Genomic DNA, 24427 nt, shown 5'->3' on the forward strand with positions numbered 1-24427 from the left:
GTACCTGACGCGGCACCCCGGTCGGGGGGGGGGCGGGGGCGGGGGCGGGGGCGGGGTGCGCGCGGGCCAGGCGGAGGGCGGGGGCGCGGGGGGGCGGCGGGCGGGGGGGGCCGGCGGCCGCGCCCGGGCCGCTGTCGGCGGGCTGCGCCTCGTGCTGGAACGAGCCGAACAGGGCGGCCTGGAACAGAGCTTCGGCAGGTCTCGGTGGACCTGCTGCGCGGGGCGGACAGCGAACCGGCCGGGCTGGACGCCTGGGTGGACTACGAGACGCGCCCCGCGGAGTACCACCACCTGCTGACGGAGATCACGGGCACCGGGGCGGCCACCCCTTCCCGTCGACGACGGGCCCGCCGTCCTACGACGCCACTCCCCCGCCCGCTGACTCCTCGGCTCGGGACCGGCCCTTGCCGGATCCGCCGTCGCGCCGCCCTGGAACTACTCCGACGGCCCCACGAGGAACGCACGTGCCGCCGCCGCCCCGGCCTCCGGGTCCCACCCCGGACTGCTGGGGCCGACCTCGGCCACGAGAGCGGCGTCGACCGCCCCATCCGCGGCGATCAGCGCATCGACCGCCTCGGGATCGACCACCTCGCGCTCGGCGCCGTCCGCTGCACGCCGACCGCCACCGCCCGGCCTCTGCTGGACGGCGGCCTGGACAGTGGCAAGGATCCTCTCCCGAGTCAGGGCGACGCTGAGCGCGGGGAGCCCCACGCTCCTGAACCCGTCCTCGAGCTCGTACTCCGCGCGATACCAGCCGCTGCCGTCGAACCCGTACACGAACCCGAGGAACAGCTGCTGCTCACTGTCCCGGACCCGGCGTACGGCCGGCTCCCACCACTCGGGCGCACCGGTCAGCAGGTCCGTCTCCTCCTCCTCGAAGAAGTCGGACGCCTCCGCGTAGAAGGTCTCCGAGTCATGGCGGTCCTGACCGAGCAACACCGCTCGCCCGCCCCCGAGACGGTGCAGATCGGCCCAGCTGCCGTCACCGTCGTCGTAGTGCCACAGCGGCCCGTCCGCCCTGCAGTCGTCGCCGCGTCCCGCCGCCGCCTGGACGGCGGCGAGGGCGGCCCAGCGGCCGCGGAGTGACATCGGATCGGGGAGATCGAGCGGGATCAGCGCCATGGCAGTACTCCTTCGCGCATCGAGACAGCTCAGCTGATCACCGTACCGCCCCCGGGCGCGGAGGCCGGGAGGCACTTTCCGCTCAGCCAGGATTTCAGTTCCTTCGTCCAGGTGGTGACCATCGGCTGCGAGGAGGCCGGGGAAGCGAACTGATCCAGCTTCTCCTGCCATGTGGCGTAGTGGCCGGAAGCCGACGGAGGGGGCTCCTCCCAGCCGACCGCGGCCGAGTCGACCCAGCGGGGGAAGTTCTTGAGCGCGGCACCGAGACCGGCCGCCTCGACGCGCTTCGTGAGCTCGGCCCTCAAATCAGTGTTCTTGGCACCGGTATAGATCATGATCTTCTGCGTGGAGGCACGCTCCGCGATGGGCTCGATGACCTCCTTCCACGCGGTCTCACGGATGGACGCGTCGGTGCTGAGCAGCGACGCCCCGGCCTCGCCCTTGAGCTCCACGAAAGCGGCCATGTTCTGGCTCTTGGCACTGTCGAGCCACTCACGGAAGGTGTAGACGGTCTCACCGGCGTAAGGACCGCGGTCGATCGTGCGGCCCTTGAGCTGGCCGGCGCCGGTGGCCCACCAGATGTCCGTCACCGCGGCCGAGGGGCCCGTGAGACCTCTGGTCGTTCTGTTGTGCCACATCACACCCTTGGTGCCGTTCTTGGTGAGCTGAAGGTCTGCCTCCACACCACCGGCCCCCCAGCTCTTCTGCTGCGCCAGGCCCTTCGGATGGTTCGGCTGACGCACCTGGTCCCGCTCCCCGGCTTTGTCTCCGGTGGGGTAACCGCCGTGCCCGTAGATCACCGGGCAGACGGGAAGCTCCGGCGGGCTGCTGTACTGCTCGAACATATGCACCCTGTCGAGGTTCCAGCCTTTCGGCTCCTCCCAGCTGTGCAACGCTTCGCCGAGGGTCCCGTCCGCCTTGGCGATGAAGGTGATGGCCTTGGCCCGTGTGTCGCTGTACCCGTAGAAGGTGGCGAGGTCATCACGCCCGTCACCGTTGTAGTCACCGGTGACGATGCGCATCTGGGACCGCTCGTACCACCCCGGCACCGCGCTCAGGAGATCGCGCCGGTTGCCGAACTTCCCATCCGCGCCCAGGTCGAACCCGATGAGGGCATCGTGCCCGTCGGCGTAGTCGTACCAGGCGGCGAACTCGTCGCGCCCGTCACCGTTGAAATCACCCGAGTGCACGCTCACCCGGCCGAACTGCCAGCCGGTGGACTCCCATCCGCGTACGGGCTCGTTGAACCCGCCGTCGACCTTCGCGGTGAAGGCCATCAGCCGGACGGTGCCGGCGGTGTAGCTGTCCATCACACCGATGTCGTCGCGACCGTCACCGTCGAAGTCACCCGTGGCGAACTTCATCCGCTGGACCTCCCATCCATCGGCGGCGGTGCGCGCGAAGGACGAGAAGGGGGTGCCGAAGCCACCGTCGGCATCGGCCAGGAACGTGAAGAGCTTGTCATCGCCGTTGCGGTAGTCGTACCAGGCGGCGATGTCGTCGCGGCCGTCACCGTCGAAGTCCCCGGCCTCGGCCGTGATGGCGTCGAAGGTCCAGTTTCCGGGGGTCACGGTCCAGGAGGCGAAGTGACCGGCGAAGGTGCCGTCACCCTTGCCGAGCCAGGTGAGGAGGGAGACCCGTCCGTCGTCGTAGCCGTAGAAGGCGGCGACGTCACCGACCCCGTCACCGTTGAAATCACCGGTGACGCGCTTCATGTGCTCGGCCCAGTAGTTGCCTGCGGCCGCTTCCCAGCCTCTGTTGGGTTCGGGGAAGCTACCGTCCGCATCGGCGAGGAAGGCACGCATGCCGTCGCTGCCGTCGCTGTAGTCGTACCAGGCGACCATGTCGCTCCGGCCGTCACCGTTGTAATCGTGGCGGGGAGCGTGGGCTGCGGCCGCCCGTACGGTGGATATTCGCACTCCGTCACCCGGCTGGGCCGGCCCGGAGCCGACCGCGGGAAACCCGGTCGGCCCACCGGTATCGAGGGTGGGCGCGCCCCCCACCGACGCCTCCCCCTTCACCACGGTGCTCGCGCTGCCGACACCCGCCTGCGGCCCGATCAGGGCGCACACGACGACGGCACTCGTGATGCCTATCGCATGGAAAGGTCTCTTCGTCCAGCTGCTCATCTCGGCTGCCCATCCCCCTCGTTCACCACCACCAGCGGCCAACACCGCTGATGTCCCCTTGTGTCGGCTCGTGTCCACTCGTGTCGCCGGTGTCCCCCCGTGTCCCCCACAAGAGGCCGCCGCTGATTAGAACACCCGACACACGCCCAAGGACAGCGACTTGCGACAGCGGCCGCCTCCTTCGCGCACGAAGGCGGAACTCCTGGGCCTACTGACTGACGAGTGGCGCGTGCAGCCCGGCCGCGACCGCCGCCGGGGAGAAACAGGACAGATCGGCACCCGCAATGTCCGATATCACCGTCCTTAACCTCCCCCGACCTGCCCGGGGAGGGCCCCGCCGCGTGTCGGCGTGCAGTCCGAGCGGCGTTCACCGGTGAGCGGCGCGGCCAGGACTGCGGCGAGGCCCTCCTGCAGGTCCTTGACGAAGTACTCGGGGACCTCCAGCGACGGGAAATGTCCCCCGGCTTCGGGCACCCTCCATCGGACGATCTGCCGGTACCGCTCCTGCGCCCAGACACGCGGGCACTTCTCGGCGTCGCCGGGATACATGGTGATGGCCGAGGGCACGTCGACCCGCAGTTCGGGATCGAGTGAGTTGTGGCTTTCGTAGTAGATACGAGCCGCCGACGCTCCGGTCCGCGTCAGCCAGTACAGGGTGACGTCGTCAAGAATCCTGTCTCTGGAAATCGTCTCGAACGGGCTGTCTTCGGTGTCCGACCACTCGGCGAACTTGTCGAGGATCCAAGCAAGAAGCCCGACGGGCGAGTCGACGAGCGAGTAGCCGATCGTCTGCGGTCGGGTCGCCTGCTGCTTCGCGTACGCCACGCGGTTCAGCCAGAAATCGCGGTTTTCCTCGGCCCACGCGCGCTCGGCGGTCGTCAGTCCGTCCGTCGTCAACCCGGGTGGTGCCTGCGCGAGCGTCGAGTGGATGCCGAGAACGTGCGCGGGGAACCTGCCGGCGAGGATCGTCGTGATCACGCCTCCCCAGTCGCCGCCGTGGGCAGCGAACTTGCTGTAGCCGAGCCTTCCCATCAGTTCGACCCATGCGGCCGCGATCTTTTCGGTCCCCCACCCGGTGGTGGTCGGCCTGTCGCTGTGACCGAAGCCCGGTAGCGACGGGACCACGACATGGAAGGCCGGCGTGTTGGCGTCTTTCGGATCTGCCAGCTCGTCCACTACGTCGGTGAACTCGGCAACGCTCCCCGGCCAGCCGTGCGTCAGGATCAGAGGAGTGGCGTCTGCGCGCGCGGATCGGCGGTGCAGGAAGTGGATTCCCAGATCATCGATGGTCGTGCGGAACTGGCCGATCCGGTTGAGGCGCGCTTCGAACGACCGCCAGTCGTACCCGGTGCGCCAGTAGTCCACGACATCGGCGAGGTCGGCGAGAGGGACGCCCTGTCCCCATCGGCGGGGGCCGGGCGCGGCGCGACGGACCGTCTCGGCCTCGGGAAATCGCGCCGCGGCCAGTCGCGCGCGCAGATCGTCGAGGTCGGCATCAGTTGCGTGGGCTTCAAACGCTTGAACGTCGCTGGTTGGACGGGGCATGAGACCTCCTGGCTTCATGGAACCGGCTAAGACGGTTCTAACAGTTCCCCGAGTCGCTCCGCAACCAGCTAAGGTGGTTCCCATGCGTGCTGGCTTTCCTGACTTCCGCCTCGGCTCGGTGCTGGCGACCAGCTTCACGGGGACCCTGTCCGAGCGTCGTGGCGAGGCCGTGGAGCGGATTCCCGTGCCGCAGCGGCTCGTCGACTGGCTGGCTGTGTACGGCCTCGCCGTGGACTCCTGCACCACGGCCCAGCTCGACCGTGCTCGGGAACTGAGGGAGTCGATCCACGCCGCCGCGACAGCGTCCGCGGTCCGGGAAGCTCTCCCTGCGTCTGCTGTCCAGGTCATCAACGACTGCAGCGCTCAGGGCCAGGCCGCGGCTGTTCTGACGCCGGAGGGTGAGCGGCGGTGGCTGCTCGGCTCGGCTGCTTCCCGCGTGGAGGATGCCCTCAGCGTGATCGCCACGGACGCGATCAGCATCCTCGCAGGCGAACGAGACGGGAAATTGGCCTTGTGCGCATCGCCGACCTGCCGAGCCGCCTTCTTCGACACCAGCCAGAGTCGCACCCGTAAATGGTGCGACATGAACACGTGCGGGAATCGCCAGAAGAAGGCGCGCTTCAATGCCAACCAGCGCAAAAACGCCAGATCACCGGAGTAGTCGTTACCGCTCATCGGCTCTACGCAGTTGGGGGGTGTCTTCGGTCCTGTTGAGTAAAACCGGGTCAGCCGAACCACGTCAGCCGAAGATGACCTCAACGTCCTTGTCCAAGCAGAACTTCATGACGGTGACCAGCTGGCGGGTGTCGTCGATACGTCGCTCGAGAACGGGGTCGCAGCCCAGGTGTTGTAGGTGCTGCCGCTCGTCGATGATTGCCTCCAGCCGCGGCAGCATGGCCGCACACTGAGCGGGCGTGAGGTCCGGGCCATCGTCATCCGGGTGGTTGAGCAGTGGTGCCAGAGTGGTGGAAACGCTGCTCCACGGGCGGTCTCCGTCGAAGCCGTGCATCTCGGGGAGGGCGAACCCCTCAGCCTGGGCCAGCCAGACCCTGAACATGTTGAAACCGATGTAGAGCGGGGCGATGAGTGCGGCGCGCAGAAGCCGACGGCGTCGCGCGGGCTGAGATCGCTTCCTAGCTCACCCCGTACAGGCCGTCGGGGCGTACCTGCTCGTGTGGGCACGCGCATTTGGGATGTGGGGCAGAACCCGGTCACCCGGTTGCTGCTCGCCGGCACGACCCGTGGAATCGCCGCGCAACTCCCGGCGCATGACCGAGCCGATGTCCCCGCCGCCGCGGTGACGACCACTGTTCCCAGCCCCACTGCGCACCTCCGCCGTTCGAACCCGGAAACATCCTGATCCGGAATGGGCCCCTAACCTCGCGCTTTCATGAGGCGGGCTGTCCGACGGGTGGTCAGGTGAGCGAAAAGTACCTCTGACCAGCAAGAATGAGGATTGTCGAGGTCCTTGTTCCTGCTCCAGCCGGAGGCACTTCTCAGGTGAAGAAGAGTATCGGGTCGTACCCGCGTGTCCGCATCGAGGGCGGTGGCCGGGCGGTGGTCTCGCAGGCCGGGGGCGTGCTGCTGGTCGAGACGGTCCGCAAGGCCGGCTTGGACACCGCGATATCAGCGGCGCTGGCGCCGTGGCGGAAGGCTCGGGCGGTGCACGATCCGGGCAAGATCCCGCTGGACGTTGCCCTCGCGGTCGCGCTGGGCGGGGACTGTCTCGCGGACGTCGCCATGCTGCGGGCCGAGCCGGCCGTGTTCGGGCCGGTGGCCTCTGACCCAACGGTCTCCCGCCTCATCGACACCCTCGCGGCCTCCGGGGAGACAGCCCTGCGGGCCATCCGTGCTGCGCGGGCCGACGTTCGCCAGCAGGTCTGGCGGTTGGCCGACCGGGAAGCGCCCGATGCGGGCGGGACGGTGACCGTGGACCTCGACGGGGTGCTGGTGATCGCGCACTCGGACAAGGAGGACGCCGCACCCACGTGGAAGCGGACCTACGGTCACCACCCGCTGATGGGGTTCGTTGACCACGGACCGGGCGGCACCGGTGAACCGGTCGCGGCCCTGCTCAGACCGGGCAACGCGGGGTCGAACACGGCGGCCGACCACATCACCGCAACCCAACTGGCCCTGGCCCAGCTGCCGAAGAAGTACCGGCGCGGGCGCCGAACCCTGATCCGCACCGACTCCGCGGGCGGCACCCACGACTTCGTCGCCTGGCTCGCCCGGCGAGGACGGCGGCTGTCCTACTCGGTCGCATGGTGATCACCGAGGCGATCCACCAGCACATGCTGAAGGTTCCGGCATCGGCTCGGACTCCGGCCGTCGAGACGGACGGCGAGGTCCGCGACGGCGCCTGGGTCGCTGAACTCACCGGCGACGTCCTGGACGGATGGCCCAAGAGCATGCGGCTGATCGTCAGAAGAGAACGACCGCACCCCGGAGCCCAGTTGCGGCTCACCGATGCGGACGGCATGCGGCTGACGTGCTTCGCCACCAACACCTCGGGCCGACCGATCGCCGAACTCGAGCTCCGTCACCGACTGCGGGCCCAGGCCGAGGGCCGCATCCGAAACGCCCGCGCCACCGGTCTGCGCAACCTTCCCCTGCACCGCACCGCTCAGAACCGGATCTGGCTGGAGATCGTGCAGATCGCTCTCGACCTGCTGGCCTGGATGCCGATGCTCGCCCTGACCGGCAAGACCCGCCTCTGGGAACCCCGCCGACTACGGCTCCGCCTGTTCACCGCGGCCGGACAGCTCGTCACCACTGGCCGTCGGCGGATCCTCCGCCTGGCCCGGCACCGGCCCTGGACCGGCCACATCACCGCCGCCTTGGACCAGCTCACCCAACTGCCCGCCCCTGGCCGACCAGCGGATTCCCCGCCCCTTCGACAGCACCTCAACACCCGGAGCAGTGGAACCCGGCGCCACCCCGAGACGACACTCGGGCCCTCGGCCTGCACAGCTTCAACCCACGGCACGAAAACGGTCCACCGACTCCGTCGGCGGACCGTCATGAAACCTCGAGGTTAGTTTTTGCTGAACTGGTCAAGCGCTCTCCTCATGGGCTTGCTTCTCTGCTCGACAGAACGATGTAAGCTGTGCCGCGAGCTACTTGCCACGCCATAGAGCGAACCTCATGGCGTGGGAACCTGTGGAGTGCCAAGTTCGGCATTATCCCTAGCCCGTACAAGCTCACGCATCATCAGGTCATCACGACCTCAACGAACAGCCACGCTACTGCGTGGCGCACAGCTGGCGGGCGCTGTGTCTATGACAGGCGTCCGCCTGCCTTCGTTGAGGTCTCCGCCTCAGCGGAGTTCTCCCGGAGTCAGCGGCTGATCCGTCCAGGAGGGCGAATGTGGGCCGTGCTGGAGCAAGTGGCAATTGCTGCTCCTCAGATCTTCTTGTACGTCATCGCGCTGTTCGCCGTGATGATCCTTTTGTCGCTGATCATCAGTCTCCACAAGGCAGAGGCTGCGGAGCGCCCTGAGATCATCCGGGCGTTGGCCGACCTAATGGCTTTCTGGAAGAGGCGATGATCAGGTGGCCTCTCGCAGCTCCTGTGCCTTGCTGCTGAACAGGTCGTAGTTCCGGTAGTTGATCGCGGAGTCGGTGTCGTCGTCGGTGCACAGGTACGAGCTGTGCGCGGAATCCGCCATCTCCTCCAGCACGCCGGCCAGGGGCGCACGCGCGTCGACGTCGGGGCGGATCTCGGTGAGGGGGCCGTGATCGGCGCTGACGTCGGCAAGGCCGTCCGTGCATCCGAGGTACCTGTCCGACCCGTCAGCCCGGGCAGCGGGCCTGTGAGGGCGGGAAGGACAGGGCCTCAGGGCCATGCTCACCGACCATGGTGGGTGAGCCACTAACCTGGCGCTTTCATGAAGCGGGCTGTCCGACGGGTGACCATGTAAGCGAAAAGTGCCTCTGACCAGCAAGAATGAGGATTGTCGAGGTCCTTGTTCCTGCCACCGTCGGAGGCACTTCCCAGGTGAAGAAGCGTATCGGGTTCTATCCACGCGTCCGCATCGAGGGCGGTGGCCGTGGGGTGGCGTCCCAGGCCGGGGCCGTGTTGCTGGTCGAGACGGTCCGCAAGGCGGGGCTGGACCAGGTGATATCGGCGGCGCTTGCGCCATGGCGGCGGCCGCGGGCGGTGCACGATCCGGGGAAGGTCCTGCTGGACGTGGCCCTCGCGGTCGCGATGGGCGGGGACTGCCTCGCGGATGTCGGGACGCTGCGGGCCGAGCCCGGCGTGTTCGGGCCGGTGGCCTCCGACCCGACGGTCTCCCGGCTCGTCGACGCCCTCGCCGCAGCTGGGCCGAAAGCCCTGTCCGCGATACGGGCCGCGCGGGCCGAAGCGCGTGAGCGCGTCTGGAAGCTGGCCGGCACTGCGGCGCCGGATGTCGCGGGGCAGGTGATCGTGGACCTGGACGGGGTGCTCGTGCTGGCCCACTCCGAGAAGCAGGACGCCACCGCGACCAGCCGAAGGGAATGCGGCTGATCGTGCGGAAGGAACGGCCCCATCCCGGCGCCCAGTTGCGGATCACCGACGCTGACGGACTGCGGCTGACCTGCTTCGCCACCAACACCACCGACATGCCGATCGCGGCACTGGAGCTGCGGCACCGCCAGCGGGCACGGGCCGAGGACCGCATCCGGGCCGCGCGGGCCACCGGTCTGCGCAACCTGCCCCTGCACGACACCACGCAGAACCAGATCTGGCTGGAGATCGTCCAGCTCGCCCTGGACCTGCTGGCCTGGATGCCGATGCTCGCTCTGACCGGCGAAATCCGCAGGTGGGAGCCCCGCCGTCTCCGGTTCCGCCTTCTCTCCGCCGCCGCCAAGATCGTCACGACCGCTCGCCGCCGGCACCTGAGGTTCGCACGCCACTGGCCCTGGACCGACGTGATCACCGACGCGTTGGCGCGGCTCGAAGCTCTCCCGAACCCCGGCTGACCAGCCAGTTCCCGTCCCTGCGAGCAGCATCACCCCGACCGGAGCCGTGGAACCCGGCACCCACCCGACGCGACAGCCGGGCCATCAGCGTGCCCGCCACCGACCCGAACAACCGAAACTGCCCGCCGAAGAAGCCGACGGACCGTCACGAAAGATCGAGGCTAATGACACCGGGTGTGCGCCAGTAAGACGCTGGGCTGTCCGATCGTTCGCTGTGTTGGTCGGCGGTCTTAGGCGCTGGTGTCGTCGGACGTGGTCAACGGTGGTCGCGTCGGCGAGGCAGGAGCTGGGAGCCTGGTTTCACCGCCGTACAGGGCGAGGCATCTGCCGTATCGGGTGTGGAGCCACGAGATCCCTTCAGTGGTGCAGCGTTGGCCTGTCGCGGCTTCGAGGAGCTGGTCATACTGCGAAAGGCCCAGCAGCCGATCACTGAGGGCAAAGGCGGAGCGGATGGGGCGGCGAACCCACCAGGAGCGGATCCACTCAGCGGGGCGACGAGCCAGGGTGTCGGAGTAACCGCTGACGTCGAGGGGGTTGGCCGCCGCTCGGACCGCGGCGGGGACGATGTCGAGAACCTGGTCGATGGCACCGTGCGGCGGGGCTCCGTTGGCCTCGGCACGCAGGGTTGTCAGGGCGGCGGTCAGCCGCCGTTGGGCATCACGCGCGTCACGAAGGGTGGCGCTGCCCCCCATAGCGTGCTGGAAGGATGCCAGGTCCCGTCGGAGCTTGCGGTGGGAGCGGCGCAGGTCGTCGATGGCGCTAGCGATATTGCCGTTGGCGCGCAGATGGTCGAGGAAGAGACTCAGCGCGGGCGGTAAGTAAAGCGGAAGGGGGTGCTCATTCTCATAGACCTCGCTGACCGAGCAGTGGAAGGCTTCGCCGACGGCGCTGTAGACGCGTTCCTGGACAGAGTTCCGAATGTGGTTGGTCAGCAGATGGTAGGTAGGCAGCCTGCGCAGGGACGGGATGAAGGGCAGCCCGAGGTGCGCGGCGGTTCGCCAGTATACGAAGGTGCGCAGGTGGGAGACCCCGCCGACGAGCGCGCCGCTGTCGAAGCGGTCGATCTGCCTAAGCAGCTCGAACCCGAGGGTTCCAAGTGGGTCAGCCCGCAGCTCATCCGCATGCTCGAAGAGGCTTCCGCTGTGGAGCGGTGAGCCTTCGACTTCACTGCGGAGCGCGCTGAGAAATGTTCGGCGCTCATCCGAACCATGGTGCTGCTCGTGGGCAAGGGTGACTCTAATGTTCTCGCCCACATAGCCGGGGGACGTATCCCAGAGCTCTTCCTCCCGGTCCGCACTGACATCGGCGAGGAACTTGGTCAACTCGTTCGATACAGGCAATGCGAGCGTCCGAGTGTCGAGGGGGGTGAGGATTCCCCGCTCGAAGAGGACCCGCCGCAGAGTCAAGGAAGCCTCGTCCGCAGGCTTCCCGGAGTCGAGTACATACACCTGGTCGTAGAGGAGGATTGCGTCGAGGAGAGTCGACAAGTGGAGCAGACGTTCCTCGACGCTTGGCAGCCAATTGATGTGGTGTCCCTCATCGTAGTGCCAGCGCCAGTCCTCGTCCGAGATGTGTCCCCGATATCCCGCAGGGACCCCCTCCAGCAGACGCGACGCCTCGCACACCATCGTCTGGTCGATCAGCACTGCGCTTCGTCCCGTGCCTAATATCCCCATTGCAGCCTCTCCTCGGTTTCCTGGCGACAGTACTGGCGGAAGTGACCAAGAGGCATGAGAACCGCGCCCGCTCAAGCTGCTTGACCGGATCAGAAGCCGTGCGCATTGTGTGCCCATCCCAGAGGCTGGCCGAGCCCTGATGGGGATCACCGAATTTCCCAGGCTCGAGTGGTTCCCCACTTGGTTGAGCAGTAGCTCCGTGCCGCCCACTATGCCAGGCAGGAGGTCCCGTCCGATCGAATATCTCAGGTCAGCCAGCACTGCTGGTGTTATGTGAGTCAAAAAGTCAGAACACCCGCCACCCCGGACGCTCACCGCCAACTCAAACGCTCACCCGCCAAGTGAAACGCTCAGTCACACGAGCCCGGACCATGTCGGTCCGGGCTCGCTCGCGTATCGGCTCGGGGGATGCACGGCGCCGTACTCAACGGCGCCGTCGCCTCCGGACCCCACGTCCACGGCACAGTGAGGCAGTTCTCAGCGAGGAGGCCTCCAGCGGGTGAACACGCGCTGGTCGGGGCCGGCGTGGATCCCGAAGGGCAGGTTGATCCGTTCGAGCAGGAAGCCCTCACCTAAAGCGTGGACGTGTACCCACACTCCTTGTAGAAGGAGCCCAGGTTCCGGTCGATCTCGAAGGACCCGTACAGCAGGCAGTAGTCGAGCTGATGGTAGACCTGCCAGGCCCGCTTCAGCAGGAAGCTGGCGATGCCCTGGCCGCGGGGCTTCCTCGGCTACCGCCAGACCGTGGACCTTGCCGATGGCCACGCTCAGGGTAAGCGCCTGCACGTTGCTGTACCCGTGGTCCATCGCCCGCTCAATGATGGTGCCGGGAGCGGTGACGGACAGCGCGCCAATCTGCCGGTCCTGCCCGTTGGCGGCCACGAGGGTCAGGCTGACGCTGGCCATCGGGTGGCCGACTGTCCGGCGCGCAAAGTCCTCGAAAGTACGTGCTAGTGGTGCCGTCCAGGCCGTTCAGGAGGGCGGCGCCCGCCGTGCCCTGCTCGTGCCAGCGGGGCCGGGCCAGCCCTTCTGCAGCCGGTCGGCAGACAGTCGCACGGGCCTGCTACTGCCCCACGGACCACCCCCCTAAAGATCGACACGAACCGGACGGCGCTGAGCGCCCCGAGGGATGCTGTCCACCTCACCAGGTGTTCAAGGACCGCCTCCCGTCCGAATGCTCGTGTGCCGTTGGCCAGTTGACGCCCGACAAGGTGGGTGATGATGGCCCGGTGAGTCTGGATCTGAGCAACTACGAGCTCCGCTGGCCTGCACCGCTGTTCGCGTCCGAAGGCGAGCGTGTCCTGCGGTCCTCGCACCGATCGTGGGAGGAGCAGGCGGTCTGGCTGCTGACGGAGGCCTTGGCCGGTACCACGGCAGTGGCCGACTTCGAGGATCTACCCAACCACCCCGCGCCCTCGGACGACCCGTGGGCCAGCACCACCCCCGGCTGGGACACGCGGCACGGGATGGACAAGCGGGACTGGCTGACGGAGCTGGTCAATCGCGCCTCCGAGCTGCGCCGTGCAGCCGAGCCGCAGCCGTACTGGCCACAGCGGCAAGGCCGCGGCCTCTCGTGCGACGGCAGCACTCCACGGGATGCCCGGCGTGACTTCGAACGGATCATCAGCGACTTCGCCGACAGCGGCTACCTGGTGGAGGTCTTCGGCGAAGAATGCGTCGACGACTCCAGCGAGCTGCCGGACGCCTCGCGGGTGATCGAGCGCCGCTTGGGCATCCCCGACCTGTGGCCCCTGGCGCCGACCACCTGGGACGAGGACACCTTCTTCGGGCTGATCGAGGTCTTCCACGACCTGGTCAGCCGCCCACGCACCCGCCACTACCACTCGTACAGCATGTGCGGGTGGCACCACTCGGAGTTCCACAACAGGCCCGCCCGCATCCTCTACCGCGGCAAGGTCAACGAACTGCTGCGCGAGGCCGGCGTCGAGTACGAGCTGGCCGCCGAAGGCGAGGACCTCGGGCGCCTGGTCGCCGTCACCGACGACGCCCGCAGCGCACTGGTGCATCGGGCGCTGGCCGAAAGCGCCCCGGACATCACGACCCGAGTCCGTCATGCGGTCGCCCTGTTCCGAGGACGGGACACGACGGTGGAGAGCAAGCGGTCGGCGATCGTCACCCTCGCGGGCATCCTCGAAGAGCGCAGAGCCCTGCTCAAGGACAAGCTCGGCAAGGATGAGGGCGCGCTGTTCGAGATCGCCAACCGCTACGACCTGCGCCACCGCAAGGCGGACCAGCGTGGCGACTACGACAAAGCGTTCCTGGACTGGATCTTCTGGTGGTACCTCGGAACGGTGGAGCTGAGCAACCGGCTCATCGCGTCACGGGCCGCCGGCTGACCCTGCGCGCCCTCACTCAAAACCGCGGTCGAAGCCCTTGAGGACAGAGTCCAGTTCCGCAGCCGCGCCGCACAGCGCACACAGCCACACTCCAGGCTGTTCGGCGACGTCCAGGGCCCGGGTCAGCGGCAGCACCGGTGCCCCGGCCGGCGCTTCCTCGCAGTCGACGGCGTGCACGACACCGCCCCGGGCGGGACCGCGCCTGCCGGCTTTCGCCAGCACCCACGCGGCTGGAGGAGAGGGACGCGGAGTTGGAGGCTGCCCGCGCGGCCAACCGCGAGCTCACCCGGGCCCTGAACCAGAAGGGAGCCGCGGAGGGGTAGCTCGATGGGCGGCAGCGGCAGGCCGTCGTCCACCGCGGCGGCCTTTGCACGTCAGCGGGCTCTGCGCCTACTCCGGCGGCTTCGATTTTTCTGGGCTGGTGATTACGCTGCGGGGCATGACGGCGGTGGAGAAAAGTGATCTGACCGGGCGGGCGCGGTTGCGGGAGGCGGCGCTGGAGCTGTTCGCGGAGCGAGGGTTCGAGGCAACTTCGACGCGAGCGGTCGCAGCGGCTGCGGGGCTGTCGCCGGCGCTTGTGACCCGGCACTTCGGGTCGAAGGAGGGGCTGAGAGCCGCTGTCGACGAGTACGTGCTGGACCGAATCGGCAGGGAGTTGGCGGAGGTGGACCCGAATGCCGGTCTGATGGACTCGCTCGGCAAGGTGTCCGCCCGGCTGTTCGGGGCGGATCCAGTGCTGCGCGGGTACCTGCGGCATGTGCTGTTGGAAGACAGTGTGGCGAGCGCCGACTTGTTCGGGCGGCTTCTGAGCGGCGCCCGGATGGAGGTGGAGCGGTTGTCATCGGCGTATGACCAGCAGGAGCCGGACGATGAATGGGCCCCGTTTCAGGTTCTGTGTCTGATCCTGGGGCCCCTGCTGATGGAGCGGGTGATGCAGCCCCATCACGACGGGCCGCTGTTCGCTCCACAGGCGCTGGCGCGCCGCAGTGCGGCCAACCAACACCTGCTCTTGCAGGGCTTTTACGGCTCGCTGGGGGACGGAACAGGGGGATAGCCCCAGTGCGAGTGTGTACAAGTGTTGAGCATGCTGAACACATGAACACATCCGATTCCGGTATCCCCGTTCCGGTACCGCGCCGGGTCCGCCGTCTGGACTGGCTGGACAACTTACGGATCGCCCTGACGGTCCTGGTAGTCATTCACCACGCAGCTCAGCCCTACGGACCAGAGGACTGGTGGTACGTGGAGGGACAGCCGCGCACGCCGGCCCTGGCCACGCTGTCCGCAGTCGATGGCTCGTTCTTCATGAGCCTGTTCTTCTTCGTCTCCGCGGTCTTCGTGCCCGGTTCCTGCCGGCGGCGGGGCTTCTGGCGGTTCCTGAAAGGCCGTCTGGTCCGGCTGGGTATCCCCGTGGTGGTCGGCGCACTGACGATCGTTCCCGGTCTGATGTATGCGTACTACGTTCACTATCGCGGCTACCCTCCGATCTCCTTCCCTCGATACTTCCTCGATGTCTACCTCGGGCTGGGGGAGAAACCCGCGGACTGGACGAGACCGTCCTGGCCGGACCTGCAGTTCGGGCACCTGTGGTTCATCCAGAACCTGCTGGCCTACACCGTGTTGTACATGGTCTGCAGCCGTGTTGGCCGCCTGCTGCAGCGCTACTACGGAGGCGGACGCGTGCGTGCTGCGCGGCCGGCGCCCGGGCACCGGGCATTGGCTGGGCTGACCGCTGCGATCACGGCCGCCACCTTCCTTGTCCGGCTGTGGTACCCGCTGGACGAGTGGGTACCAGTGCTGGATTTCCTGCAGGTTGAGCCCGCCCGGGTGCCGCAGTACGCGACCTTCTTCATCCTCGGTGTGCTGGCGTATCGCGACGCCTGGCTGGAGGGGTTCGACGCCCGTGTCGGTTGGGTGTGGCTGGGCGGCGGCCTGGCCGGAACCGCCGTGCTGTTCGTCATCGGAGCGGACGCGGCCTGTTTCGCGCCAGGCGGTTTCAACGGGCCCGCCCTGGCGTGGGCGGCGTACGACAGCGCGCTGTGTGTTTCGCTGTGCGTCGGGCTGCTGACCGTGTTCCGGGAGGCGGTCACCCCCAGAAGCCGACTGTCTGCGGAACTCGCAGCGGACTCCTACGGCGTGTACATCCTTCACGTACCCCTGGTGGTGGCCACGCAGTACTACCTGACGGACCACGGATTGACCGCGGCCAGCGCCTGGGTGATGACCAGCGTGCTCGCCCTGGCACTGGCCTTCCCGCTGGCAGCCGGACTACGCCGACTTCCCGGCTTCCGCCGGGTGCTGTAAATACGCGAGCGATGTGGCTGACCGAGCGGAAGCCTCGGCGGCCGCGGTCTGACCGTCGCGGGGCTTCACCTGAACTGGCAATACCACCACACCTGTTGCACCTGCTAGCGTCAATGAAACCGACGCTGAGCCGCATGAAGCCCCATTGGCTGGCCTCACGCCGCAGTCGCTCCCCCAGAGAAGGTCTGGTCCCCGGGCAACAGCACCCGGGTGGGCACCGGCACCAACTCGGGAGCGGAGGATGTCGTCATGCCTTCCACCGTACGGACGGACGGCGACAGCCGCCGTAGCTACCCGCGCGGAGGCCGGCCGCTGTCCACAGGGGTCCGCTGGCCTCATCGGTGGCATGAGCGATCACGAGCAGCAGCAGGCAGCCCCACGCCGCGGCAAGGTCCTGGAGGCCCTCGCGCGGGCGGAGCGGAAGGTCTTCAGCCGTCCCACGCCGAAATCCGCAAATGCACAGGTTAAATTTCTCCTCACGCGCGCGAATGGATCGACCAAGGCACTGGCGGAGCGTCTGGGCGTCTCGCGCCGGACAGTGGAGCGCTACCGGGCCGGGAAGCTGACGACCCCGCAGAAGCGCCTTCAGTCCGCCCTGGTGGAGGAGACGGAGTCCGAGCGGCAACCGCAGGTCAGAGCGCAAGCGTGCGCACGGGCCGCCACCTCCAGGGGCGGGCATGATGGTGGAGGTGACGGCCTACTTCGGGTTCACCTGCACGGGCAGCTCGGACGACGGCCGCGAACGCCACATCACCACGGATATCTCGCCCACCTACGTGAAGCAGATCCTTGAGCTCCAGGAGGCCGGTGCGACGGAGGAGGTTCTACATCCGATTGTCGCGGAGGCCATCACCGAGTCGTATTTCACGGAATGGGGCACCATTGCCGCTGGACTGCGCGCAGACTTCACGCACGTTTCGCGAATAGATTTCCGGTTCTGGCCCGGCCGAATTCACGGCCTGCTATAAACAATTCGTGAGCGAAGCGCGATAGCTGTCACATAGGGCTTGCCGGTAATCCCTGGTGGATCAGCGCGCGGCCTCAGACGCGGTGCATCGCAAGGCGGAGGGACGTCCGCATACTGGATGTACTCGGGCGTTCCGACAACGCCGCGAGGTGCCGTAGCTGACGTCGCGCGCCCGCCAGCGGTTACGGGACAGCCCTTAGCTTGTTCATTATCCACCAGGATCTTCCAGGTCTACCGGTGGCCTTGAGGGTTTCGGGGCGTTTGACGGTCTTGCCGACGTCATAGCGGGGTGCCCGGTGTTTGTTCTTGGCGCCGGGTGGCCGTCCGGGGCCGGCTCCTCGGAGTTCGGGAACACGGGTCGGGCAGGTGAGGTGAACGCGGATGTTCCTGAACCCCCGGCGGACCCGGGCCGGGGTGAGCCGGGCGGAGGTCGTGGGTTTCTCCCAGGGCCTGCGGAGGTCCACGGCGAGGGGCCGCGCGAGCCGGAGTTGGGTGTGAGCGACGATCAGGATCCAGGTCCAGCGATCCGCCGCCTCGGGGGTACGGAGTTTCGGGGTGGTCCAGCCGAGGTTCTGCTTCGCGAAGCGGAAGGTGTGCTCCAAGTCGAAACGGCGGAGAAGAGCCTGCCAGAAACGGTCCACATCGTCCGGGGTGGCACCGGTCTTCGAGACCACAACCACACCGGCGGAGCGTCCCGGTCCTTCGACAGGTGTTCCACATTCAGCCGTATCAACGTGCCCTCGACCAAAGGTAGTTCGCCGTCACGATCGAGGCACGGTGGTGGGCGGTGGCCCGGCCAGCCATCGCCACAACCGCGTTCACGCCGATAGCCGCTGGTCCAGGTGCCCCACACAGTCCATTCGGTGCGCGCAGTTGCCGCCGGGTTCCACCGGCTCGACGGGTGTTCGCGGCGCCAGTGCCTTCCTGGCCCCTCTCCGTTGCCGGTCAAGGTCAAGGCATGTTCGCTCGCCGGGCCGATGGGGGTGACGGGAACCCGCAGTCCAAGAGCATCCTCAGGTCACTGGTCTGCGGGCCGTAGGTCGGATCGGTCCCTGAGCTGCCTGCGGGAGTTGATGCCCAGCTTGCGGTAGATGTTGCGCAGGTGAGCGTCTATGGTCCGTGGGCTCAGGAACAGCCGGGCTGCCACCTCTTTCGACGTCGCGCCGGTGGCGACCAGTCGCGCTATGTGCAACTCCTGCATGGTGAGCTGGTCGCGGGCGTGATCGGTGCGGCTGCGCGCCGTCTCACCCGTGGCGCGCAGCTCGTTGGCCGCGCGTCGGCCGAACGCCTCGAGCCCCGCGCCGGAGAAGAGCTCGTGCGCGGTGCGCAGATGGGGACGGCAGTCCTGCCTGCGGCCCTGGCGCCGCAGCCATTCCCCGTACAGGAGGTGTGCCCTGGCCCGGTAGGGGAGCATCGGCGTGTCGGTGAGGTGGGCGATCGCCTCCCGGTAGTCGCTCTCCGCTCCCGTCACCAGCGCTCGCGCGTACGCGGCGGTCCCCAGCCCCCAGGGGGTTGCACAGGCCTCGGTGCGTTCGGTCAGCGAGGCAAGCGCGGCGACGGCGGCTGCGTGCTCGCCGCACCGTACGGCGGCCTCCACCAGCTCCGGCAGGGTGAATCCCGTGATGAAGAGTTCCCCGTCGGCGGTGGCACGTTGCGCAGCGGCCAGCGCCTCCTGGTAGTCGGCCAAACCGTTGTTGAGTACGGCGCTCGCCCAGTGGACGCTGGCAATCACATGTCCGGTGGCGGGGGCCGTTGCGATGACGGCTTCGAACAGCGCGAACGCCTCGTCGCGGCGTCCGCGCATCGCGGCCAGGTGCATCCGGTGGTAGATGACCGGAGGAGTACCGGTCGCGTCGGCCAGTGCCTGCTCCTCGGCGATCGTGGCTATCGCTTCGTCGAGGTCGCCGGTGAGCGCGGCGGCGGAGGCGGCCTGTGCGAGACCGAGCCGCAGGACGAGCGGTGATCCCGACTCACGGCCGGACTTCAACAGCCACTCGACGATCCGTATATGAGTGTCCGGCTCCCACAGTTCTGCCGCGAGGATGATCGCGAGCGCGGGGTGCCGAATCCACAGGGGGCCCGCCGCCCCGTCGAGAGCCTCCCTGATCAGAGGCACGGCCGCCCGGTGCCCGTTCACGGCCAGGATGTCCAGCGCGTCGAGGATGTCCGGTGGGTGCGGCGGCGCGGATCTGGCCTCGGCGAGGACCCGGTCCATCACACCGTTCGCGCGTCCCACGAGCAGACTCATCTCGAGCGCTTCCAGGTAGCTCTCCCGGGACCGCTCGGGGTCCAGGGGCGCCAGCCGTTGCGCGGCGCGCAGCATCCACGCCAGCCCCTCGCTTTCGCCGACCCTGACCAGGGCGATCCGGCCTCTCAGCAGGTCGGTCTCCGCCTGCTGGAACGCGTCGAGCCCCGAACTGTCGGCTGTACTGAGCAGGGTGGCCGCCTTGTCGGCGGTGCCGGCGTCGAGATGAGCCCGGGTGGCCGCGAGGGTCCGCTCGACCCGCTGCGCGGCGTCGGGCGACAGCTCCGCCGCGCGTTCGAGGAAGGCGGCCGTGGCCACCACACCACCACGCGCCCGGGCCCGGGACGCCGAGCGTTCCAGCTCGGTGGCGACCTCCTCGTCGGGTACGGCGGCGGCCTGGGCGCGATGCCACGCGCGCCGGTCGGGGTCGGCGACCGGGTCGGTGACCTCGGCGAGCACGCGATGGGCCAGCCGCCGCTCGCTCGTCGCTGCGGCGCCGTATGCCGCGGTCCGCGCCAGGGGGTGGTAGAAGCGCACGCGGGTTCCGAATTCGACCAGTCCGGTGGCGGTGGCGGCCTCACCCGCGGTCGGCAGGTCGATGTCCAGGCCGCGCGCGGCCGGCCAGAGCAGCCCGGGATCGCCGGTCGGGTCGGCGCCGGCGATCGTGAGCAGGAGCCGTGCCTGCGCGGGCAGAGCGGAGAGCGTGGCCCGGAATTCGTGTTCGACCCGGGTCGGCGCCGAGGTGAGTCGCGGCGGGGCGAACCCACCGGCTCTGGGCAGCGTGACCAGAGCCAGTGGGTTGCCCCGGGCCTCGTCCACGAGCCGGTCACGCACCTGCTCGTCCAGCGTCTCGTGGCTCTGCGCGGCGAGCAGCGCCCGTGCGTCGATGTCGCTCAGGCCGTCGACGCTCAGGCCGGGCAGGGCGTCGAGCTCCTCCGTTTCGCACGGCAGCCGCACGGCGAGCAGCATGGCCACCGGCTCGGCGGAGACACGCCGGGCGACGAAGGTCAACGCCTTCGACGAGGCCGCGTCGAGCCAGTGCGCGTCGTCGACCACGCAGAGCACCGGACGCTCCTGGCCCGCCGCCGTCAGCAGCCCCAGGGTCGCAAGGCCGACCCGGAACACGTCCGGTGTCCCGGACGCCAGGTCGAAAGCGATCAGGAGCGCCTGACGGTGCTCGTCGGGCAGCTCGCTCAGGTGCCCCAGCACCGGAAGACAGAGCTGGTGCAGCGCGGCGAACGGCAGCTCCGCCTCCAGCGGGGACCCACCCGCGCGAAGCACGCGGAATCCGGACGCAGCCCCTTCCGCGTGCTCCAGCAACGCGCTCTTGCCGATCCCCGCCTCACCACGCAGGAGCAGCGCGCCACCCCGCCCCTCCCGCGCTGCGCCGATCAGCTCGCGAAGGCGCTGTGTCTCGTACTGCCTTCCGAGCAGCGGACCGTGAGTGGGAGTCGACGTCTGCACAGTGCGTAGGCTACAGCGCGTAGGTCACCGGGCCGGTCCAGAGCCGTCCAGCCGGTCCGGGGCGTCGTCGGCTCGCCGTGCAAGGCCGGCCCGGACAGCCGTCGGCTCGCCGGGGCCGTGGGCCTGTCAGCCATCCTCAGTGGTTGCTCCTGTGTGTGATGGCGATTTCAGGAGTGGTGGTGTGGCTGTGCCACGGCGCCGACCTTCTCGCCTTCGTCCAGGACGACGAACTGGCCCATCATTCCGTTGTCCTCGTGCAGCAAAAGGTGGCAGTGGTACATGTAGGGCGAGTTCGGGTCGGTGTGGCCGCGAAAGCGCATCGCCAGCCGGTAGTGCTTTCCCGGTGCCAGCAGGACGGTGTCCTTCCAGCCGCGCAGGTGTGGTTCCGGCTTCCCGCCGTCGACCGTCAGTACCTGGAACTGCACGTCGTGGACGTGGAAATTGTGCAGGAATCCGTTGTCGTTGACCACGTCCCACACCTCGACGGTGCCCTCGCGAACACCGAAGTCGATGCGGTCCATCGCCATCGAACGGCCGTTGATCTGGTCCGAGGCGAGTACGAAGGAGCGTTCCTTCGCAACCTTCTCGCCGGCGAGATCCGGCGCGACGCCGAGGGTGGAAGGGATGTCGGCGCTGTCGGACAGGGTGTCCGCGGCCCGGAACCGGCAGATGTCCAGTCGGTCGTCGAAGCCGTTGATCCGTCCCAGGGTGCCGCCGTACTCGGACGGGTAGGAGCGCAGTTCGATCTGCTCACCCGGCTTGAAGGCGACCACGATCTCGGCGCGCTCCCCCGGTGAGAGGTACAGGCGCTCGGTGTTCCACGGCCGGGAGAGCAGGCCGCCGTCGGTGGCGACGAGCGAGAACGTCCGGTCGTCGGAGAAACCGAAGTTGTACAAGCGTGCGTTGGAGCCGTTGAGCAGCCGCAGCCGCACGAGCCTGGTCTTGACGTCGACGTACGGACCGATCGTGCCGTTGACCAGCACCTCGTCACCTATCACGCCCAGCGCGCCGCCCAGCAGTGGCACCCGCTTCTCGAACTGGTTGTTCCCGTCGAACGCCCGGTCCTGAACGATCATCGGGATGTCGTCGACGCCGTACTCGGAAGGCAGCTTCGACGCCTCGGTGGTCTCGTCGTCGAGGATGAACAGTCCGCCGAGGCCCCGGTACATGTGGTCGGCGGTCGAGCCGTGTACGTGCGGGTGGTACCAGAGGGTCGCGGCGGGCTGGTCGACCGTCCACCGCGGGCGCCAGGTCCCCCCGGCCGGGACGACCTGGTGCGGTCCACCGTCCATGGCCGCGGGCAGGTGCATCCCGTGCCAATGGAGCGAGGTGTCCTGATCCAGTCCGTTGCTCACGGCGAACTCGACCTGTTCACCGCGCCGCGCGCGGATCGTCGGACCGAGGTACGTACCGTTCACTCCCCAAGTGCGGGTGGCCGAACCGGCCTTGAACCGGGTATCACCCGGCTGGATGCCGAGCGTGAAGACCCGGGCACCCGAAGCGTCGGTCGTCGACTCCGCCAACGGCGGGATCGACAGGGCCTTGTCGAAGGAGACCTTGCCGGCCGTGTCCAGCTTCGCCGCGTAGTAGTAGACACCAAGTCCGCCGCTTGTGAGGACAACCGCGCCCCCGATACCGAATCCGAAGGCCTTCAGCGCTGTGCGTCGTTTCATCTGGCCACCGTCCCAGCCTGAAGGGATCCTTCGCGTCGGCGAAAATTGCGTAGGCCGTGAGGCCAGGGGGTTCCTCCGACGGCGCTGCCGCTTCGGCTGTGCCTCGACGTACGCAGACTACGCAGTTCTTACCGACGCGAAGGATCCCTCGTGGCGGGAGGATCTTCACGTGACTCCTTTCCAAGTGGACTGTTTCGACTGTCCGTTCCTGAGGAGTCTGGTCGCCCCGATCGGGGAACTGCCGACGGCCGTACAGGCCTTCTCGGCTCCCCATTCCGCACGGCACCAGTAGTCCGCCGCTGAGCACCGGCCCACATGCTCCCCCTCAGTTTCAGAGTTGCTTACGGAAGGAAACCGTCCATGTCTGCCAACCGCTCCCGCCCCGGCAAACGCTTCGTGGGGATCGCCCTCGCCCTCTCCATCGCCGCCGCTGGCGCGGGGTGTTCTCGCGACCATCCGCAAGCCCAGGAAGCCTCCGGCCCGTCGCGCGCTGACGCCCGCGACCAAGGCCACGGGGATGCAGTCGAATGCCGCGGGCAGGGCACCGTCCCCGACGCCAAGGTGCGCTACGGAACCGAGATCCTGATACACGCCCCGCTTCGCACCGTCTTCGAGATCCAGACGGACGTAAACAACTGGTCCGACTGGCAGGAGTCCATGCTCACCAGCAAGCAGCTCGGCTCCGGGCCCCTGCGAGCCGGTTCGCCTATCCGGTGGACCAGTGCGGTAGCTGCCACCCCGGCGTCGCCGGCCACCGAGTTGTCGGTCACCTCCACTATCAAGCAGGTCAAGCGCAACAACTGCATCCGTTGGGCCGGACCCGCGAACGGCGAGGGGATCCACATCAGCGAGGGCACCCACGTGTGGACCTTCACCAAGGTCGAGGGAGGCACCCTCGTCCGCACCGAGGAGAGCTGGACGGGCGACGAGGTCGACGACAACGTCGAGCTCTTCACCAAGGCGCTCGGTGCGAGCCTGGACAGCGGGGTCAAGGAACTCAAGGCTGCCGCCGAGGCCCGCACCGACCGCTGACCCCACCGATCCCCCGAATGACCGGAACCAACCCACAAACGGCACAAGGATCCACTGTGACTACCGACCACACCCTGTACTCCGGAGTCTTACTGATCGTCTCAGAATAAGACGTGCAGGAGCACTGAGCGCTATACGACCGTCCACCCGTCCCGCAGCCCCCTCCGTCACCGGGCCTGTCGACAGGTCGGCACCGCACGGTCCGACGTCGGACTCCTGAGCCGGTGCGGCGACGAGGTGGACGGGCCCGGAGCAAGGAGTCGCCGGCCCTGGCCGGGTGCACACGGAGTCCGGCCGCCGAATCCGCAGCGGTGGGCCGGCTCGGTCCCGTCGAGTCCGGGAGGGGCGCTACGTCGGCCAGGCCCGGGCCGCGTAACGGGCCGTGTCCAGGAGTTGGGTCCGGCTGGCACCGTCACGAGCCCGGGCCGCCATGCCGGTCAGTACGGTGTCGACGAACGCGGCAAGGCCGTCGGCCTCGACCACGGACGTGAGTTCTCCCTCGGCGGCGGCCCGGCGTAGACGCTCCCGGATCATGTCGCGTGTCTTGTCTCGCCGTTCGGCGAGCCTTGGCTCGCCCATGACGAGACAGCCGGGGGGCTGCCCGGGTGCGGAGAAATGCTCGGCCGAGGACCGCAGCAGGTGCTCGATCGCCTCACGTGCCGTGGGTGCCGACAGGTCGCGCTCCAGATCCTCGTCCAGATGTTCGGTGTAGAGCGCGCACGCCTTCTCGAACAGCGCGTTCTTGTCGCCGAAGGCCGCGTACAGGCTCGGCGCGGCGATCCCTGCCTCCTTGCACACCTGCGCGACGCTCACTCCGTCGTATCCGCGCTCCCAGAACGCGCGCATCGCCATCCGGAGCACGGCGTCCTTGTCGAAGGTCCTCGGTCTACCTGTCATACACAAACTGTAGCGCACGCTAAAGAACGTGCTACTCTCATTCTGTAACACT

16 protein-coding genes and 5 pseudogenes are annotated in these 24427 nt (G+C 68.1%); 9 read left to right on the plus strand and 12 right to left on the minus strand.

Annotated features, from left to right (window positions below; translation table 11 throughout):
* Positions 1 to 435: 435 nt before the first annotated feature.
* From AB0C75_RS14320 to AB0C75_RS14330, 3 genes and pseudogenes are all read right to left on the minus strand, one after another.
* Positions 436 to 1122, minus strand: a complete 687-nt coding sequence (locus tag AB0C75_RS14320; RefSeq protein WP_362890494.1) for a proteophosphoglycan 5 — start codon at positions 1120 to 1122, stop codon at positions 436 to 438.
* 29 nt (positions 1123 to 1151) lie between these two features.
* Positions 1152 to 3251 (minus strand): FG-GAP-like repeat-containing protein, encoded by a 2100-nt coding sequence (locus AB0C75_RS14325; protein WP_362890496.1) that lies wholly within the window; start codon positions 3249 to 3251, stop codon positions 1152 to 1154.
* 381 nt (positions 3252 to 3632) lie between these two features.
* A pseudogene (locus AB0C75_RS14330) lies at positions 3633 to 4796 on the minus strand (epoxide hydrolase); the annotation flags it as partial.
* 82 nt (positions 4797 to 4878) lie between these two features.
* On the opposite strand from AB0C75_RS14330, the gene AB0C75_RS14335 reads away from it, so the two are divergent.
* On the plus strand, positions 4879 to 5457 hold the full coding sequence (locus AB0C75_RS14335) for a CGNR zinc finger domain-containing protein (protein WP_362890498.1): 579 nt from the start codon (positions 4879 to 4881) through the stop codon (positions 5455 to 5457).
* A 78-nt stretch (positions 5458 to 5535) separates the two neighbouring features.
* On the opposite strand, the gene AB0C75_RS14340 is transcribed toward AB0C75_RS14335, so the two are convergent.
* The gene (locus tag AB0C75_RS14340) at positions 5536 to 5853 is read right to left on the minus strand and encodes a hypothetical protein (protein ID WP_362890500.1); all 318 of its coding nucleotides are present in this window, start codon (positions 5851 to 5853) and stop codon (positions 5536 to 5538) included.
* A gap of 443 nt (positions 5854 to 6296) precedes the next feature.
* Between AB0C75_RS14340 and AB0C75_RS14345 the strand changes: the two are divergent.
* Both AB0C75_RS14345 and AB0C75_RS14350 read left to right on the plus strand, forming a co-directional pair.
* Positions 6297 to 7669, plus strand: a pseudogene (locus AB0C75_RS14345) (IS1380 family transposase); the annotation flags it as partial.
* Positions 7670 to 8163: 494 nt separating this feature from the next.
* Positions 8164 to 8346, plus strand: a complete 183-nt coding sequence (locus AB0C75_RS14350) for a hypothetical protein (RefSeq protein WP_362890502.1) — start codon at positions 8164 to 8166, stop codon at positions 8344 to 8346.
* Here AB0C75_RS14350 and AB0C75_RS14355 read toward each other — a convergent pair whose 3' ends face one another.
* Entirely contained in the window at positions 8347 to 8643 is a 297-nt protein-coding gene (locus AB0C75_RS14355) for a hypothetical protein (RefSeq protein ID WP_362890503.1), read from the minus strand.
* A 152-nt stretch (positions 8644 to 8795) separates the two neighbouring features.
* Here AB0C75_RS14355 and AB0C75_RS14360 point away from each other — a divergent pair.
* A pseudogene (locus AB0C75_RS14360) lies at positions 8796 to 9760 on the plus strand (transposase).
* A gap of 230 nt (positions 9761 to 9990) precedes the next feature.
* On the opposite strand, the gene AB0C75_RS14365 reads toward AB0C75_RS14360, so the two are convergent.
* Both AB0C75_RS14365 and AB0C75_RS14370 read right to left on the minus strand, forming a co-directional pair.
* On the minus strand, positions 9991 to 11406 hold the full coding sequence (locus tag AB0C75_RS14365; protein WP_362890505.1) for a hypothetical protein: 1416 nt from the start codon (positions 11404 to 11406) through the stop codon (positions 9991 to 9993).
* Positions 11407 to 11913: 507 nt separating this feature from the next.
* Positions 11914 to 12342, minus strand: a complete 429-nt coding sequence (locus tag AB0C75_RS14370) for a hypothetical protein (protein ID WP_362890507.1) — start codon at positions 12340 to 12342, stop codon at positions 11914 to 11916.
* A gap of 323 nt (positions 12343 to 12665) precedes the next feature.
* Between AB0C75_RS14370 and AB0C75_RS14375 the strand changes: the two genes are divergently transcribed.
* Positions 12666 to 13793: a hypothetical protein gene (locus AB0C75_RS14375; RefSeq protein ID WP_362890509.1), complete on the plus strand. Its 1128-nt coding sequence runs from the start codon at positions 12666 to 12668 to the stop codon at positions 13791 to 13793.
* Positions 13794 to 13805: 12 nt separating this feature from the next.
* On the opposite strand, the pseudogene AB0C75_RS14380 reads toward AB0C75_RS14375, so the two are convergent.
* Positions 13806 to 14027 (minus strand): annotated as a pseudogene (locus AB0C75_RS14380) (DUF6233 domain-containing protein); the annotation flags it as partial.
* A 205-nt stretch (positions 14028 to 14232) separates the two neighbouring features.
* On the opposite strand from AB0C75_RS14380, the gene AB0C75_RS14385 reads away from it, so the two are divergent.
* The 3 genes from AB0C75_RS14385 to AB0C75_RS14395 all read left to right on the plus strand — a co-directional run bounded on the left by AB0C75_RS14385 (position 14233) and on the right by AB0C75_RS14395 (position 17065).
* Positions 14233 to 14847: a helix-turn-helix domain-containing protein gene (locus AB0C75_RS14385; protein ID WP_362890511.1), complete on the plus strand. Its 615-nt coding sequence runs from the start codon at positions 14233 to 14235 to the stop codon at positions 14845 to 14847.
* Positions 14848 to 14888: 41 nt separating this feature from the next.
* The gene (locus AB0C75_RS14390; protein ID WP_362890513.1) at positions 14889 to 16097 is read left to right on the plus strand and encodes an acyltransferase; all 1209 of its coding nucleotides are present in this window, start codon (positions 14889 to 14891) and stop codon (positions 16095 to 16097) included.
* A 677-nt stretch (positions 16098 to 16774) separates the two neighbouring features.
* Positions 16775 to 17065 (plus strand): hypothetical protein, encoded by a 291-nt coding sequence (locus AB0C75_RS14395; protein ID WP_362890515.1) that lies wholly within the window; start codon positions 16775 to 16777, stop codon positions 17063 to 17065.
* 181 nt (positions 17066 to 17246) lie between these two features.
* On the opposite strand, the pseudogene AB0C75_RS14400 reads toward AB0C75_RS14395, so the two are convergent.
* The 3 genes and pseudogenes from AB0C75_RS14400 to AB0C75_RS14410 all read right to left on the minus strand — a co-directional run.
* A pseudogene (locus AB0C75_RS14400) lies at positions 17247 to 17836 on the minus strand (transposase); the annotation flags it as partial.
* A gap of 246 nt (positions 17837 to 18082) precedes the next feature.
* Complete coding sequence (locus AB0C75_RS14405; protein WP_362890517.1) at positions 18083 to 20773, minus strand: LuxR family transcriptional regulator; 2691 nt, start codon at positions 20771 to 20773, stop codon at positions 18083 to 18085.
* 167 nt (positions 20774 to 20940) lie between these two features.
* Positions 20941 to 22446, minus strand: a complete 1506-nt coding sequence (locus tag AB0C75_RS14410) for a multicopper oxidase domain-containing protein (protein WP_362890519.1) — start codon at positions 22444 to 22446, stop codon at positions 20941 to 20943.
* A 360-nt stretch (positions 22447 to 22806) separates the two neighbouring features.
* Here AB0C75_RS14410 and AB0C75_RS14415 point away from each other — a divergent pair, with 360 nt between their 5' ends.
* On the plus strand, positions 22807 to 23478 hold the full coding sequence (locus tag AB0C75_RS14415; protein WP_362890521.1) for an SRPBCC family protein: 672 nt from the start codon (positions 22807 to 22809) through the stop codon (positions 23476 to 23478).
* Positions 23479 to 23826: 348 nt separating this feature from the next.
* On the opposite strand, the gene AB0C75_RS14420 is transcribed toward AB0C75_RS14415, so the two are convergent.
* The gene (locus AB0C75_RS14420; RefSeq protein ID WP_362890523.1) at positions 23827 to 24375 is read right to left on the minus strand and encodes a TetR/AcrR family transcriptional regulator; all 549 of its coding nucleotides are present in this window, start codon (positions 24373 to 24375) and stop codon (positions 23827 to 23829) included.
* Positions 24376 to 24427 lie beyond the last annotated feature (52 nt).

The organism is Streptomyces sp. NPDC048565 (genome assembly GCF_040650935.1).
GTDB lineage: Bacteria > Actinomycetota > Actinomycetes > Streptomycetales > Streptomycetaceae > Streptomyces.